Genomic DNA, 14,653 nt, shown 5'->3' with positions numbered 1-14,653 from the left:
GTGCCTTCGACTCTGCCGGAGCGGCCCAGGGCACGCCTGAGCTCAAGTGCCCGATCATCTCGGGACCAAGGTCCCGACCTCAGCGGGCCGGTCGGGCGCCGGCAGGGACATCTGAACGTGCTCCCGGCCGAACCCGCGACGGTCGATGCTGAACTGGGCGAGCCTGGGGCGGAGGAGGCCACTGGCGACGGCGGCGAGTGTGACGGCAGCGGCGTGGATCCTCGCACCGCCCTCAACTACTTCCTCACGTTTCTGACATCGCGGCCGATGGGTGTCACAAGCCAGGCTGTCTAGTGCGGTGCGAAGGAGGCGTCGGTGGCGCGTGAGGAGTCGCATCCCGCTCGTTCTGCCGCGATTCACCGCGATCCCGTCGTCGCCGCCTTCGCCGCCTTGAGCGCGGTGGCCATCGTGGGTTTCGGCCTCACCACGGCGGGTGGTCCGGTGCGCTTGGTTGCCTTCTGGTTGCTGATGGCGATCGCGCATGCCGCCTTTGCCGCAGTTGCTTGGCAGCTGGCAGCGCCAAACCGGCAGGGTGGTGGGCCGCGGCGGCTTTTCATATGCATTACCGCCGCGGGGGCTGTCCTGGCGGCCGGTGATCTGGTGCGGGTCGCCGGCGTGATGCAGCACGAGGGACCGGGTTTCGCGGTGGCGGCGATCGAGGTCCAGCAGGCCACGGTCGGCATTTCCATACTTCTGCTTGTCGTCGGACTGCTGCGATCTCCGCTGAAAATCACGTCGGGCGCGCGCGCCCGCCTTCGGCTCGACGTCGCCACGGTCATGGCCGGCGCCACGACGGTCGGGGTGTGGGTCTTCGAGGTCCCACCAGGAGAGCCCAGCCTGCATTGGGCGCGTCATCTAGCCATCGCCATGCTGCTACAGCCCGGCCTGTTCCTTCTTGTCGTTTTCGCGTTCGTCCGGCTCGTGGTGAGCGGTCATTCGCCGTTCACCCGCACCGCTGCGGGAATCCTGAGCGCCGCCGCTGTGCTGCAGGCAGTCCTGCGAGCAGTTCCCGATTCCGTGTATCAGTCGCCACGCTTCAGCGGCTGGCTGCTGGCCGGAAGTCTCACCGGCAGCGCCTTACTCGCCATCGGTCTACGCACGCAGGTATGCCAGCCGCATTCGCCATCTCGGGTCGATCGGGGGTCCCGGCGGCCCTACAGCGCACTTCCCTACGCCGCGATGGCCATCACTTGGGCGCTGACCACAGCCCTGCTCATGACACAGGGGCCTACCTGGCGCACCTGGTTGATCTGCGCGGGCTGCGGCGTCACGACCACCCTGGTGATCTTCCGTCAGCTCGCCGCATTCCAGCACATCGCCGAACTGCTCCGCGAGCGTGAGCAGCTCACCGCGCAGCTGACTGAACAGGCCTTCCGCGACGACTTGACGGGCTTACCGAATCGAGCCCGCCTCATGCAACGCCTGACCGCGTTGCTCACAGACGGGCCGGTCACCGTTTTCCTCATCGACCTCAACGACTTCAAACCCGTCAACGACACCTACGGGCACGCCGCCGGCGACCGGCTGCTCATCGAGGTCGGCGCCCGGCTGCGCTCCAGCATGCGTACGGGCGATACTGCGGCCCGCCTCGGCGGCGACGAGTTCGCCGTCCTCATGCCCGGCTACGCAGGCCACCGCTTACCCGACCTGACAGCCGCCCTCAACGGCACGGTTCAGATCGACGGCAACGACGTTCCGCTTTCCGCGAGCATCGGCTGCGCCGAAGGCACAGGCCACGCCGAAGAACTCCTGCACCGTGCCGACCTGGCCATGTATGGAAACAAGCGCAGCCGCTGCGGGTCCGTACAACGTGGCACAGCCGCCGCGGGTCTGGGCTAGCGGGCCGAATCGCCGGGCTCGTTCACCATCGAGGCCACCTACCGCGACGGTATTTTCAAGGTGGCCGTGCCACTGACCGCGCCAGCAACTGCCGGTCGCCGGATCGAGATCGCCTCGCCGGGCACCTCTGGTCGACAGGTCTTCAATGTCTCGGCCCTCGACTGCTTGTCGGCGCCCTGAGTCACCCGTCGCCTACACGAGCACTCCGCGGCGTGGTTCCTGTCGGGGGCGGAAGTCCCGGCGGGTCCGGGCGGTACGGGCGAAGGTCCCGCGGTGCGGGGAACTGCGGCCCTGACCGGGTCGGCAGGCCGGTGGCATCGTGACCCCGGGAGGAAGCCCTGACCAACCTCGGCACGGTGCTGTCCGAGACAGCGCCGGGCCGCGAGGCCGTGGCAGCTGCACGCGAGGCCGTCGCGATCTGGCGCGCGCTGGCGGGGGCCAGTCCCGCAGCTCATCGAGCAGACCTCGCGCATAGCCTGCGCAGTTACGCCATGGTGTGCGTACGCTGCCGCCGTGACCTGTCAGCCGCCCGTGATGCGGCAATGGAATCGGCAATCGAATACCAGCGTCTGGCGATCCTGCACCCCGAGGCATTCGGCGAGCAACCGTCCGCCGCGACCGCGACGCTAATCGCGGTGATGGAGGCGATGGGAAAGCCTGCCATTCTATCGCTGATCCGGCAGAATCTGCAGCGGGCAGGCCTCACCGGCTCCGACCGTCTTCACCGACCGCCGGTGTAATCCTGCTCATCGAGCCCGTCTACGAGCCCACATGCGAAATCCGGGCGGTGCAGTCGAGGCCAAGGAGTCACCGCGCGCCACCACCATTCGCGAGATCGATGAGCGACGACGTCCTGACCGGTGACAGCGGCGCCAACCTGATCACCGGCGAGGACGGTAGGGATATCATCGACGCCGGTTCCGGCAGCGACACCCTTATCGGCGGGAAAGGCCAGGACACCCTGCGCTCCGTCGACGGCGTGGGCAACCGGGACTACGTCGACGGTGGCTTCATCGGGGATACCGGAAACACCTGCGAAGCAGACTCCGACGATCTGCTCTTCTTCTGCGAGCCGGTGATCCGGGAGCCATGATCGTCGGGCGGTGGGTGAGGGGCCGCCGCCCGACGACGCCGTCCAGCCCGGTGCTGAACCCAAGGCGCCGGCGTGGAACCGGGAAGCTGGCTCGCCACCACGCAGGTCGACGGGCTGCAGCGCAGCGTCCCCGTCGACCTGCTCGTCCCGGAGGTGCTCACGGATTGCCGTACCGGGAGCTGCCCGCGTCGACCGACGGCCTTCACCTAGAGCAGGTCACCGTCGGTAGGTGCGCTTGGTCGTGTGCCCTGGCCAGCGCCGAGCCCACGCGCTGAGCTGGTCGCGGCGACGGCTTCCAGATGGTCGAACGCCGCCCTGTTCCGGAGCCGTTGGCACGCGCTTGCGCGGCGCTCAGCCGCGGGGCTTTGCGTCGAGCCCGAGCATTACCCGAAATCGGGCGAAGTGCTCGAACGGGAAGCGACTGTGGTCGGTGTTGCGGTTGGAGTAGCAGCTATAGGCGCCGCCGAACATCCAGCCGTGGGTGTCGGAGCAGGTCCAGGTGAAGTCGTCTTCCGGCGGCGGAATGACCATGTTCTCGGCGATCCGCCGCGCCTGCGCCGGGTCGAACACGCCCATCCGGACGAACTGCCCCGCCACCTGGGCGCGGTGCGCCTCCAGGCCCTCGGTGTCGCCGGGTTCATGGCCGACGAACCGGCTCAGCAGCAGCATCGCCATGTCCGGCGAAACCGTGCACTCGTTGTCGGAATCCTCGTTCGGCTCGTAGGTCGACGGGTTGGCACGCATGTACGCCACCACGGCCTGCGCCTCCTCCCAGCGCAGGCACCACGGGTGCCACCGGGCCTGGTCCCAGTGGCCGATCTCGTACGCGTAGCCGGTCCAGTCCTCCCAGTCGTCGGTGTCCTTCTCCGCGCCCTCGACCTCGTCCACTTCGCCGTCGGCGTCGTCCACTTCCTCGTCGACGTCGTCGTATTCGGCGGCGACATACAGGTTCAACTCGTGCAGGGCCACGTCGAACGACGCATCCAGCCGCAGACGGTACGGACCGGCGACCGGCATGAAGATTCGCACGCCCCCCTTGAGCTTCTCGTCAATACGCCCACCCGCCCGTTCGAAGTTGAATCCGTCCGCATCGTCGAAGGCGTACGCTCGCCAGAACCGACGCCTGGCCATCGCCGCTTCGAGCCGGTCACCAGGCTTCTTCGCCATCTCATCTCCCGAGGGGTAGCGGATTTCTCCGGGCATCATCCTGACCATCACGCGCAACCCGGTCGACCACAGGTCCGCGACAAGCCACCGGGCGGTGACACCGGTGGCTCGCTGTTTCCGAGTTTCAGCGCAGGTACGACCCGTCGGCGACGAGCAGGATCGAGGACAGCCGCCGACTACTTGGCGTTACCATTGTGTGGCGCATGACTATCTGATGCGGGCGGCGCCGCTGCCGGTGGCGGGGCGGGTCGCCGGCCAACACGGCTGCGAGCACTTCCGCGCGGCCGCTCAAAGGCGAGCGATCACCCTTTTGGCGAGGTCCGCCGTGAGGACGATGTCGGCCTCACGCTTCTGCGCGTCGGGCGCACCACCCATGTAGTTCCTCGTTATCTTGCCTACCTTGTCACCTTTGTAGAACACCACAATGGTCTCCATTTCTTGAGAGGTGTCCGAGATCGCGCCGTCGCCGACCCCGCTCAGCGGCTTGTGATCTGAGGCTTCCTCTCGGAGCTCATCGAATTGTGTGGATCCGGGCCGGCCGTCACTCGTGACCCTCAACTCCAGCCAGGACTGGCCACCGTACGGCTTGAACCAGCAGGCCTGATCGTCAAGGAACAGTTCTGTGTGGTAGCCCTTGCCGTAGGTGTCCTTCGCCTCCACCTCCACTAGGTCGGCGGCCGTCAGGAGCTCGCATGCGCCGCCCGTTTCTCCCTCCCTCACGGCGGCCGCGTCGGCAGCATCGGCCGAGCCGGATTCCGTCCCGGTGCCGTCCGCCGATCCGCAGCCGGTCACGACCAGCGTGGCCGTCAAGAGGGCGCTGAGAGCGGTGAGCTTGCCGTATTTCACAGTCCATCTCCGATTTGTGCACAGTCAACCTCGCGGAGTTGTCTATCCCCGCACGCCGACGGGTCGGCGCTGGCAGGACCCTAGGGCTGGCGACCTGAGATCGGGGATAGCGCAAATGACATATTCACCCCCCTGCGACCCGGCGATCACCCGTCGTAGCTGCCAGTGCGGCTCACTTGATGGGGCTCCGTTGCATTCGCTGATCGGAAGATCAAGGCAGGCTTGAACGGTGGAGTATGCAGCCCGGTCTCCTGTCTGGTCGCCTGTCGCGTCCGCCTTCGCCGGGTTCCGGTTCCCGGCCGAGGGCCGTCGATGATCACGGCCAGGTCATCGACGTGTTGCTCTCGCCCCGCCGGGACGCCGCAGCCGCTCGTCGGTTCTTCGCCCGCGCGCTGCGGATGCTGAAGGTGGTCCCGGGTGAGGTGGTTACCGACGCCGCGCCGGTCTACCCGGCCGTGCTCGACGGACTGGTGCCGGGGGCGTGGCATCACGTCGAGCAGTATGCGAACAACCGGATAGAAGCCGATCACGGTCAGCTCAAACGCAGGCTGAGACCGATGCGCGGACTGCAAACCGACGGACCGCACAGGCGGTGATCGCCGGGCACGCCTTCCTGCAGAACCTGCGCCGCGGCCACTACGAACTCGGTGTCGACGCTCGCCCACCGTTGTGATAGATGCCATACCGGCGGACGCCGCGACGTCCACGTTGCAGGTGAGGAACGGTCGCAGCTGCTCGGCACAGAGCCGCTCAACCTCGACCGCGTCCGGCAGGCCGGCCAACTCGGCGAGCACGGCGACCGGCAGCGGCTCGGTCACCGCCGCGAGCGTGACGAGCAGCCGCGTACGGGCCTGGTCGCCGTCGTCGGACGGCCACAGCGCCTCTGTGTAGCCAACCAGATCGGACGGCAGCTCCTCCAGAGCCAGCGGAGAGCGCAAACCCAACCGCAGCGCGTCCAGGATGTAGCGCAGGTACACCCAGACGCCGCCGCACCGGTCGACAAGCTGGGCCACGAACTCGTCGCCGGGTATTCCCGCGTCGGCTAGGCAGGCGACGATCTCGGCGACCTTCGCTGCGGTGCGCTGCAGGAACAGCCGCATGTCGGCTAGGTTGCGTTCGTCGGCCAAGTCGAGGTGGTTATCTCCCAGGGCAGCCGCATCCCGAGCAGCCGGCTCCCGGTGCGGCAGGTGACCACCATGATCACGCCGCGTGGCAGCCGGGTGGGCAGCCCGAGCGGCAGATCTCCTTCGAAGGTTTCCGCCTCGTCCAGTCCGTCCACGACCAGCACCAGCCGCTGCCCGGCGGCGGCGGCCGCGCCGGCTCAACGGCAAGGTGCTGCTGTTGGGGTGCGGACACGGGGCCAACACCTCGTTGCACCTCGCTGAGCGGCGCCAGCCTGCTGCGCCCCGCACCACTACTAGTTCCTCGATCCGACAGGCCGACGGCGCCGGCCGCTGGGGTCACCTGGGTTGATGTGGATGGGGACGCGAGCGACTTCGCCGAACTTGGCGCCGACTTCGAAGCCACCGGGGCGGTAACCGTCGGACGAATCGGCAACGCCGCGGCCCGACTCATGAACCAGCGACAGCTGGTTGACTTCGCGGCCGGGCAGGGCGTTCCACTGGCAGCCGGTCCGGTCGAGGTAGCGGATCGCGTCGACGATGTCGCGGCGCGGGTAGATGATCGGCCGTCCGCGTCCGGTCCCGGCGGGTACGTGCGGGGCGAGGACCTGCCATTCGGCGTCGCTGGTGTCCGACGGGTAGTGGCGGGCTCGGGTGGTGGGCAGGTGATCGGCGAGGGTGGCCGGGGTGGCAGCTGCGGCGACGCCGGCGACAAGGTATACAGACAGGGTTGGGCCTTCGGTCGTGCTGGTTTCGTCACCTCGCTCGTATCCGAAGGCCCTTCCTCATGTCACGCCACCACGCCGAACACAGACATGGCCGTCGATCTTCTGCCCAGCGCGCGCCGCCGGAACCCCTCATTTACCAAGGTCTTAACGCAACAGAGCCCCGACGAGGGCATCGAGCAGCGTTGCGTTGATCGCCTGAATCCAAGGCGTCCTTCTCCGCGGCGGAGCTGGATCGTCCGTCGTGGACCTCGAACGCGGTGCCCTGTGCAGGTCGTGGGTAACCAGCCGGGTCCGGAACTGTGACAGCTGGTCAAGCGGCACGATCGTTCGTGGAGAAGGTCGCTGAGGCGATCGTGGTCAGCGGCGCTCGAACCGCAGCGGCAGGCTCTCGGGCCCGTAGAGTGCGGTGGGCGGCCGCCACGGCACGGGACCGGTGATCGACGGTGGCCCCAGCCGGCCAGTGAGCGCGATGAGTGACTCCGCGATTTCGGCGCGCGCGGTCGCGGCCCCGACGCAGAAATGCGGGCCACCGCCGAAGGTCAGGTGCGGCGTCTCGCGAGGGAACGTGATGTCGAAACGGTCGCCGTCACTGAGGACTCGAGGGTCGCGGCTGGCCGCCTGCGTCCCGAGCATGACGAAGGTCCCCGTGGGGATGTGGACACCCTGCAGGTCGAGGTCCTCGACCGCGAATCGGAAGTTGGTCGGCACCGACGGTGCCCAGCGCATGACCTCCTCCACCGCCTGCGGCACGAGCTCCGAACGCGTACCGAGCAGCCGCCACTGGTCGGGATGTGCGGCGAACGTCGCCAGGGCAAGGCCGAGCTGGTTGCGTGTGGTGTCGTGCCCGGCGAACACGAGAGTCACCGCGAGGTTGCGCAGATCCGCCGTGCTCAGGCGCTCCCCGCTCTCCTCGGCGGCGATGAGCGCCGACAGCAGGTCCTCCCGCGGATCGACGCGACGCTGCTCGATCAGCGAGTCCACATACGCGTGCAGCCCGACGACCGCCTCCTCCACCCGGGTACGCACCTGTGGCAGGTTGAAGCTGAACACCAGCCCGACATCGGTCGACCAGCGCCGGAACAAGTCGTAATCCGCTGCCGGGACACCGAGCAGCGCGGACATCACACGCACCGGCATCGGATCGGCGAAATCCGCCATGAACTCACACTCGTCGCGATCCGCGAGCGCGCCGGTCAGCTCGGTCGCGACCTCACGCATGAAGGGCCGCAGGCCTTCGATCATGCGCGGTGCGAATGCCTTGCTGACCAGCCGCCGCAGCTGTAGGTGATCCGCTCCGCGTCGGTGCAGGATCATCGGCACGAACCAGTCGAACAGCGGTCCGTCCGAGATGCCCATCAGATCGAGGTAGCTTTCGCCGTTCTGCGCCAGCCGTGGGTCGCGCAGCAGTTGATGCATCTCGGCGTACCGCAGCACGATGAGGCCCATGGGTGTCATCGCGCACCAGTTCGCTTCGCGTGCGGCGGCGACCGCCGGAGAGTCGAAACGGAAGTCCGGGGCGGTGATGTCGAGGAACGGCAAATCCACAGTCGGGGTCGTCGTCATCCGCACTCCTCATGAAATAGATCGACAGATATGGATCTGCGCTCTCGTCACCGTATCCGCAGAGGTATCTCGGCGACACATGCAGTGACCTATTTCGCTCTCACCACCTCACCGGCTACCCGGCTCGGATGACCGACCCCGCGCGTCCGGCCGACCACCGGGACAGGCCTCGACGCTGTGGTTCAAAGCACTGACCGGCACGGATCGGCGCGGTTGGTCTGTGGTCGCAGTACGCCACCGCCGAACGCGCCATCACCGCGTTCCTATGCCTGATCACCAGACCGAACCTGGGACTGAGCGATTTCCATCGCCGTCGACCGGCGCATCACCGATGTGCCGTGGCTGAGGATCGCCACCATCGCCGTCTTCCTGCTGCTGTCCTACAGAGCGGCCGTCGTCCGGCGCAACCTGGTCCTCGATGGCGTGTAGGCGTTTGGTTACTGTAGCCGGCGCCCGAGCAGCCGATGCGGGTGCGTCGGTCACCGGCCGGTCCTCGGGTCGTAGAGTGACCTTCTGTAGCTTGATGCGAATGGGCGTCGTCCGGATGTTCGAAGCCGATGACTACCGGCCGGAGTACAGCCTCCTCGTCCTCAAAGACCCGAACGTCGCGTGGCCCGACGAGGAGCCCGAAATACCGCACTACCGCGACCGGGGCGACACGCCGAACGGCACGTTCGCTGGGTCGGGCGCCGGCTGGATCTACGCCGATGCCCCCGACCTGGACGATCATCTTGTTCGCCTCGAACTGCACGCCGAACCGCCGTCCACCAGCCATGCGAAGTTCGACGAGGTGCTCGAGACCCCGTACCGGTCAAGCTCCGGCACGATATCTCTAGCCTGGGTGACCTGCGGGCCCGGCGCTCAGGTCGACCTCGAGCTCGGCGACGCTGAATGGTTTCGCGTCCGGATCGCCCGCCGACGAGAAGACGCCGAGGACCGTCCAGGATCGCGCTATCACTGGTTGCTGCAATTCTGGCCTGACACGGCGATATGGGCTCCCGTCTGGCTCGCCCGCACCGAGGCTGTCATGGGTTCCCGTCTCATCCAGGACATCGAAGCAGTACTGCGATGGACACCCCAGCTGCCGCTGGAAACCCCGACCTCCGACCTGGCAAAACGCCTCCTGGTCAGCGAAGCGGAGGTCCGTGATGCGCTCACCAGCGCAGAGCAGATTGGCCTGCTGCACACGGACGGCCCGGAACCCTTGCGACTGAGGCTCGGGCCTGGCGCGAGTTCCTGACTGGTCCAACAAGCCAGCGTCACATGCCACGCCGTGTTGATCGGCAGGGTTCCTACTCGCGTCCTGGTGCCAGACCCGCTCGAACTCCGCCCCCGTGATTTCGAAGGCACGCCAGTCCTCGTCCAAGTCACAGAGGCTTGCTTGACCGAGGCCTCCGTAGCGGTCGTCATCGTGTCCACGGCCATAGCGGAGAACCCGGCCCGCGTCGTAGACCTCGACCTGGCGGGCGGGCCAGCCGTCATCGCCAACCTCGAAATACCAGACCGCGCAGCCCCACCCGTCGAACTCATCGCCTCGGGCTTTCTCGGCGGCCTCGTCGACGCCACCCCTCGGCCGTGTCTTCCGGGCCACTTCCCGCACTGAGATCGAGCGGCGTCCGGGTCCGGGGTCCGGAGCGCTATCGCCGAGCATCGGCGGTCCCGGCGCCGACAGCCGCCGCAGCGACTTCGACACGCTGCGGCGGCAGCTGGTGAATCTGCTGGATAACGCGCGCGATCCTGTGCCGCCTGGCAAGCCGGCCCGGGTGTACGTCGCCGCGCGCCCTGTGACGTCTTCATTGATCACGATAGGAGGTGCGCTTGAGCTCAACTTGAGGTTCGCCGCCGATCAACATGCCGTACGGGAACCAACCGAGATGAGGAATTGATGGGCGCGAGGCGGATGCTCACCGGCGTGAGCTGTGGATTGCTGGCGGGGGCGGTGATCGCTGTCGGCATGCCGGGAGTGGCTCACGCAGCCGCGCCGGCGGCCCCGAAGAGCTTTACGGTCGGCCGCGCGACCGACGACGTACGCAAGATCAACGTGTCGTGGAAGCCGGTCACCGGCGCCGACCACTACGTCGTCGAGAGCATCGCCGGCAACGTCGAGTCGGTGATCAACGTGCCGTCGTCCGCGCTCAGCTACACGCTCGACGCGCCCGACGCGTGCAGCTCGTACAAGATCCGGGTGGGTGCCGCGGACGCCGACGGCAACACCTCCAGCACCACCTACTGGACCGTGAAGTCCCTCGCTCCGACCTACATCTCGGGTGTGACCAACGGCCGCGAGGACGACGGCACCACCGCCTGGGAGTCGTGGAAGGCCCCGTCGTGGGCCGGCGAGTCCCCGCTGACCGGCTACCACGTCGTGTTCTCCCGCGTCTCGGACGGCGGCGTGATCGCCGACGAGACCATCACGGACACCACGTTCCGTTACAAGGGCGTTGACCCGGCTCGGGCGTACAACATTGCCGTGAGCACGGTGAACGCGTACGGGCAGTGCACGCCGGCGAAGTCGACAATCGACCGGTTCCGTCCGGCCGAGGTCACCGACCTGGTGGTGCAGCGCCGCGCCGACGCTGCGAGCACCGTCGAGGTGCTGTGGAAGCCGGCCACCAACGGCCCCACGCCCGCCTACTACCTGATCAGCTACGGCCAGGACAAGATCACCAGCTCCCTGAAGGTCGACGCGACGGCCACCAAGGCCACGCTGAACCTCGACGCCGCCAAGTCGTGGATGATCGAGGTCAAGGCGTACAACGCCAACGGCGGCAGCAACGCGGTCAGCGGCTCCGTGCCGGTCTGGAAGCCCTCCTCGACGCCCGCTCCGGTGACCCCGCCGACCAGCGTGCCGGCCCCGGGCGCCACGCCGAGCACCCCCGCGTCGAGCGCACCCGCGCCGGCCGACCCGTCGGCCGCGCCCGGCACCCCGGGCGAGCCCGGCACCGACTCGTCGACGACCACGACGACGGTGACCACCGGCTCGGACCGGACGCCGCCGACGATCACCACGACGCTGTCGCAGGCGTCGAAGAACGGCTGGTTCCGCTCGGCCGTCACGATCCACTTCAACTGCGCCGACAGTGACAGCGCGATCGCGACCTGTCCGGCCGACGTGGTCGCCGACAAGGACGGCTACGGCCTGAAGTTCTCCGGCACCGCGGTGGACAAGGCGGGCAACACCGCCACCATCACGCAGGCGCTGAGCATCGACCAGACGCCGCCGACGGTCACCGCCAAGGTCACCGGCACCAAGAGCGCCGAGGGCTGGTACACCGCCGCCCCGTCGATCCACTACACCTGCACCGACACCGTCTCGGGCTACAACACCGTCAACGTCTGCCCCACCGATACCACCGTCACCTCGGACGGCGTCAACCAGAAGATCACCGGCACCGCGTGGGACAAGGCGGGCAACTCCGCCACCGACAGCGTGATCATCAACCTTGACCGCACCCTGCCGGTGATCAAGGCCTCGGTGATCGGCGGCGACGCGAACGCCGACGGCTGGTACACCACCGCGCCGACCGTCCACTTCACCTGCACCGACACGGGCTCCGGCCTTGCCACCTGCCCCGCCGACGTCAAGGTGACGACCAACGGCGCCGGTCAGAAGGTCACCGGCACCGCTGTCGACAAGGCCGGCAACGCCAGCACCGCGACGATCAGCGTCAACGTCGACCTGGTGGGCCGGGAAGACGCGGCGGTGTCGTACGACTCCACCTGCACGCTTGCCGTGACGAAGGCCGCCAGCACCTGCGGCGTCAAGTTCAGCACGCAGCCGGGTACCCGGATCAACCTGCCCGACGTGTTCGACATCAAGCACACCGAGTACCCGGAAGGCACCTACTGGTCCACGCAGGTCGCGGTGACTGTCACCAATGACACCGCCACCGCCCGGGAGTTCCGGGTGCGGTACCAGGACGTGCAGGACGGTGACCGGGTCTGGGTCGAACGCGCCATCTTCACCGATGGCCAGCCCGGCAACGTCGTCCCGGCCGGCACCAGCCGGGTCATGGTATTCGACGTCTGGTACAACGCGGTCTCCGACTCTTCGGACGTCCCGGACGACCTGACGCTGGACTTCGGGTACGAGCTGGCCTGACCGGCACCACCGAAACCCCGCCCCCTTCGGAGGGCGGGGTTTCGCCGTCTTGCAGTCGGTGCCACCGAAGCCGCCTCGATCAAGTTTCATCCAAGAGCGGGACTGTAAGACAGACCTTTCAGTCCCGCAGAATTACGGTGCGCAGGCCAATTCTCCGGCCACGGTCACCGTAGGCGTATCCACTGTGTTGAGCTCGGACACGCAAATTACTGTTGATCCCCGTCCCGTTGGGCGGGGATTTTCGCTTGTAGTACGGCGGGCAGAAGCGCGGCGGCCAGGGCGATGCTGGTGTCGTCGGTTTCGACGCTCCAGCCGTCGTGGTCACCGACCAGGATCATGCCGTGGCGGCGCAGGACGTCAGCGACCGTCGCCGGGCTGGCGGCCCCCAGCCGCGGATGCGAGCGCACGATAGCCCGGTTGTGCTGCAGCAAGTCGATGAGGTGATCCTTGCGGCAGTAGGCGCGCCGCCTCGGACCGGTCAGGGCCATGCCATCCGCCGCGACACACCGGCATCGACGTACTCGGCCACGATGCGCCCGTGCTCGGCGATCAGGTCCGTCGCCGCAGTGAGTTGCCAGTGCCGAGACGAGCCGAGATCCTGATGGTCAGTGGTCAGGATCCGGCCGTAGAACGCGAACCGCAGACCGCCGGGCTCCGGGCGAGAGCGCGTTACGTCTACCGGCCGTCTACCAGTATGGCCAGGTCATCGACGTGCTCGTCTCGACCCGGCGGGACACTGCAGCCGCCCGCCTCTTCTTCACCCGCACGCTGCGCACGTTGAAGGTGCTTCCGGTCGAAGTGGTCACCGACGCCGCGCCGGTATACCCCGGCGTGCTCGACGAGCTGCAACAAGCCGACTTGCCCACTCCCAGGAGAGCCGGCCGAATGGGCTCAGATTGCTGCCGGAGGGTGCCGCATGTCCGGCATGAACGGCAACTCGACGTTCGGCGCGGCGCACGTCAACGCCTTGTTGGGGCGTCATAGCAGGTGACAAATGGGCGAAATCACCGTTTTACCCCCTGATGTCCGATAAATATGGGCAACGAGATCTCAGGGCCTGCCGCCGCGACGTCGTGCGGGGCCGGCCCGCTTGCCAAGACCGCAGAGGACTGAAGCATGCGCAATGTGCACGACGACGGCGCCGCCGAGGCGCCGCCACCGGACCACGACCCGAGCGCGGTATACCCGTCGGAGGACTCTCGCCGTTACCGGCTCCGGAGGCGGATCGTCCTGATCGGTGCGTTCGGGCTGTTGTCGACCCTCGGGTGGAGCGTGCTCGTAACCGACCGAATGATCGATGCCCGCGATACCACCGGCGCTTCGCGTGCCGACGGGCTGGGCGACGCCGCATCCGCGCCGAGCCCCGCGCCGTCCACCACCCCGCGCCCCGGCGCCGCGGCCGGCCCCATCGCCGCGACGACCGCCGGCACGCGCCCGAGTCCCACCGTCGCGCCAATCACCGCGGCCCGCTCGGCGCCCGCGAAGGCCGGCACCTGGCCGGGGGCCGGCCTTCCCGGACGCCCGGGCGCCGGCCTTGTCGAACTCCCAGGACCCGATCTTCCCGGACGCCCGGGCGCCGGCCTTGTCGAACTCCCAGGACCCGGCCTTCCCGGACGCCCGGGCACTGGCCTTGTCGAACTCCCAGGACCCGGCTTTCCCGTACACCCAAGGCCCGACCGTCCGGCACACCCAGGAGGGCTCGGCTTTCCCGTACACCCAAGGCCGGACCGTCCGGCACACCCAGGAGGGCTCGGCTTTCCCGTACACCCAAGGCCGGACCGTCCGGCACACCCAGGAGGGATCGGCTTTCCCGTACACCCAAGACCCGACCGTCCCGCTCACCCAGGAGGGCTCGGCTTTCCCGCACACCCAAGACCGGACCGACCCGCTCACCCAGGAGGGCTCGGCTTTCCCGCACACCCAAGACCCGACCGACCCGCTCACCCAGGAGGGCTCGGCTTTCCCGCACACCCAAGACCCGACCTTCCCGAACTGCCAAAGCTCGACCTTCCCGAACTTCCGGAGCTCGACCTTCCCGAACTTCCGGAGCTCGACCTTCCCGAACTTCCGGAGCTCGACCTCCCCGAAATTCCAGAACTCGACCTTCCCGAACTCCCAGAACTCGATCTCCCCGAACTCCCGGGCGCCAGAGCCCGGGCGCTGGCGCACCCGCGGGACGGCCGGTAAAGGTTGA

General features: G+C 67.8%; 15 protein-coding genes and 4 pseudogenes. 13 read left to right on the top strand and 6 right to left on the bottom strand.

What is annotated here, in order from left to right:
- The first annotated feature begins 315 nt into the window (after positions 1-315).
- The 4 genes from AB0B58_RS26005 to AB0B58_RS25990 all read left to right on the top strand — a co-directional run bounded on the left by AB0B58_RS26005 (position 316) and on the right by AB0B58_RS25990 (position 3,142).
- A complete protein-coding gene (locus AB0B58_RS26005; protein ID WP_360228563.1) occupies positions 316-1,839 on the top strand; it encodes a GGDEF domain-containing protein in 1,524 nt (507 codons plus the stop codon).
- 356 nt (positions 1,840-2,195) lie between these two features.
- A complete protein-coding gene (locus AB0B58_RS26000; protein ID WP_360228560.1) occupies positions 2,196-2,579 on the top strand; it encodes a hypothetical protein in 384 nt (127 codons plus the stop codon).
- Positions 2,580-2,677: 98 nt separating this feature from the next.
- Positions 2,678-2,932, top strand: a complete 255-nt coding sequence (locus tag AB0B58_RS25995) for a hypothetical protein (RefSeq protein WP_360228557.1) — start codon at positions 2,678-2,680, stop codon at positions 2,930-2,932.
- A gap of 72 nt (positions 2,933-3,004) precedes the next feature.
- On the top strand, positions 3,005-3,142 hold the full coding sequence (locus AB0B58_RS25990) for a hypothetical protein (protein ID WP_360228554.1): 138 nt from the start codon (positions 3,005-3,007) through the stop codon (positions 3,140-3,142).
- Positions 3,143-3,283: 141 nt separating this feature from the next.
- Here AB0B58_RS25990 and AB0B58_RS25985 read toward each other — a convergent pair whose 3' ends face one another.
- Together AB0B58_RS25985 and AB0B58_RS25980 are read right to left on the bottom strand one after the other, a co-directional pair.
- Positions 3,284-4,156 carry a hypothetical protein gene (locus tag AB0B58_RS25985; protein WP_360228551.1) on the bottom strand — a complete coding sequence of 291 codons (873 nt, stop codon included), beginning with the start codon at positions 4,154-4,156 and terminating at the stop codon, positions 3,284-3,286.
- Positions 4,157-4,387: 231 nt separating this feature from the next.
- Positions 4,388-4,945: a hypothetical protein gene (locus tag AB0B58_RS25980; RefSeq protein WP_360228548.1), complete on the bottom strand. Its 558-nt coding sequence runs from the start codon at positions 4,943-4,945 to the stop codon at positions 4,388-4,390.
- A 302-nt stretch (positions 4,946-5,247) separates the two neighbouring features.
- Here AB0B58_RS25980 and AB0B58_RS25975 point away from each other — a divergent pair.
- Both AB0B58_RS25975 and AB0B58_RS25970 read left to right on the top strand, forming a co-directional pair.
- Positions 5,248-5,618 (top strand): annotated as a pseudogene (locus AB0B58_RS25975) (DDE-type integrase/transposase/recombinase); the annotation flags it as partial.
- Entirely contained in the window at positions 5,593-5,991 is a 399-nt protein-coding gene (locus AB0B58_RS25970) for a hypothetical protein (RefSeq protein ID WP_360228545.1), read from the top strand. The pseudogene AB0B58_RS25975 and the gene AB0B58_RS25970, both read left to right, overlap by 26 nt.
- A 59-nt stretch (positions 5,992-6,050) precedes the next feature.
- Here the strand turns inward: AB0B58_RS25970 and AB0B58_RS25965 are convergent, their stop codons facing one another.
- Positions 6,051-6,233, bottom strand: coding sequence for a hypothetical protein (locus AB0B58_RS25965; protein ID WP_360228581.1), 183 nt, complete (start codon positions 6,231-6,233; stop codon positions 6,051-6,053).
- Between AB0B58_RS25965 and AB0B58_RS25960 the strand changes: the two genes are divergently transcribed.
- Complete coding sequence (locus tag AB0B58_RS25960; protein WP_360228542.1) at positions 6,155-6,418, top strand: AAC(3) family N-acetyltransferase; 264 nt, start codon at positions 6,155-6,157, stop codon at positions 6,416-6,418. The genes AB0B58_RS25965 and AB0B58_RS25960 overlap by 79 nt on opposite strands.
- 1 nt (position 6,419) lies before the next feature.
- A pseudogene (locus AB0B58_RS25955) lies at positions 6,420-6,491 on the top strand (hypothetical protein); the annotation flags it as partial.
- A 60-nt stretch (positions 6,492-6,551) separates the two neighbouring features.
- On the opposite strand, the pseudogene AB0B58_RS25950 reads toward AB0B58_RS25955, so the two are convergent.
- Both AB0B58_RS25950 and AB0B58_RS25945 read right to left on the bottom strand, forming a co-directional pair.
- Positions 6,552-6,731, bottom strand: a pseudogene (locus AB0B58_RS25950) (transposase); the annotation flags it as partial.
- Positions 6,732-7,151: 420 nt separating this feature from the next.
- Positions 7,152-8,357: a cytochrome P450 gene (locus tag AB0B58_RS25945; RefSeq protein WP_360228539.1), complete on the bottom strand. Its 1,206-nt coding sequence runs from the start codon at positions 8,355-8,357 to the stop codon at positions 7,152-7,154.
- 529 nt (positions 8,358-8,886) lie between these two features.
- On the opposite strand from AB0B58_RS25945, the gene AB0B58_RS25940 reads away from it, so the two are divergent.
- The 3 genes from AB0B58_RS25940 to AB0B58_RS25930 all read left to right on the top strand — a co-directional run bounded on the left by AB0B58_RS25940 (position 8,887) and on the right by AB0B58_RS25930 (position 12,459).
- Complete coding sequence (locus AB0B58_RS25940; protein WP_360228536.1) at positions 8,887-9,597, top strand: hypothetical protein; 711 nt, start codon at positions 8,887-8,889, stop codon at positions 9,595-9,597.
- A gap of 141 nt (positions 9,598-9,738) precedes the next feature.
- Positions 9,739-9,960 (top strand): hypothetical protein, encoded by a 222-nt coding sequence (locus AB0B58_RS25935; RefSeq protein ID WP_360228533.1) that lies wholly within the window; start codon positions 9,739-9,741, stop codon positions 9,958-9,960.
- Positions 9,961-10,320: 360 nt separating this feature from the next.
- Entirely contained in the window at positions 10,321-12,459 is a 2,139-nt protein-coding gene (locus tag AB0B58_RS25930) for a fibronectin type III domain-containing protein (RefSeq protein WP_360228530.1), read from the top strand.
- 206 nt (positions 12,460-12,665) lie between these two features.
- Here AB0B58_RS25930 and AB0B58_RS25925 read toward each other — a convergent pair whose 3' ends face one another.
- The gene (locus AB0B58_RS25925; RefSeq protein WP_360228527.1) at positions 12,666-12,947 is read right to left on the bottom strand and encodes a hypothetical protein; all 282 of its coding nucleotides are present in this window, start codon (positions 12,945-12,947) and stop codon (positions 12,666-12,668) included.
- Positions 12,948-13,140: 193 nt separating this feature from the next.
- Between AB0B58_RS25925 and AB0B58_RS25920 the strand changes: the two are divergent.
- Together AB0B58_RS25920 and AB0B58_RS25915 are read left to right on the top strand one after the other, a co-directional pair.
- A pseudogene (locus AB0B58_RS25920) lies at positions 13,141-13,443 on the top strand (DDE-type integrase/transposase/recombinase); the annotation flags it as partial.
- 550 nt (positions 13,444-13,993) lie between these two features.
- Positions 13,994-14,653 carry a hypothetical protein gene (locus AB0B58_RS25915; protein ID WP_360228524.1) on the top strand — a complete coding sequence of 220 codons (660 nt, stop codon included), beginning with the start codon at positions 13,994-13,996 and terminating at the stop codon, positions 14,651-14,653.

It is taken from the genome of Actinoplanes sp. NPDC049118, from assembly GCF_040648555.1.
Classification (GTDB): domain Bacteria; phylum Actinomycetota; class Actinomycetes; order Mycobacteriales; family Micromonosporaceae; genus Actinoplanes.
This window is presented reverse-complemented; position numbering and strand designations above follow the sequence as displayed.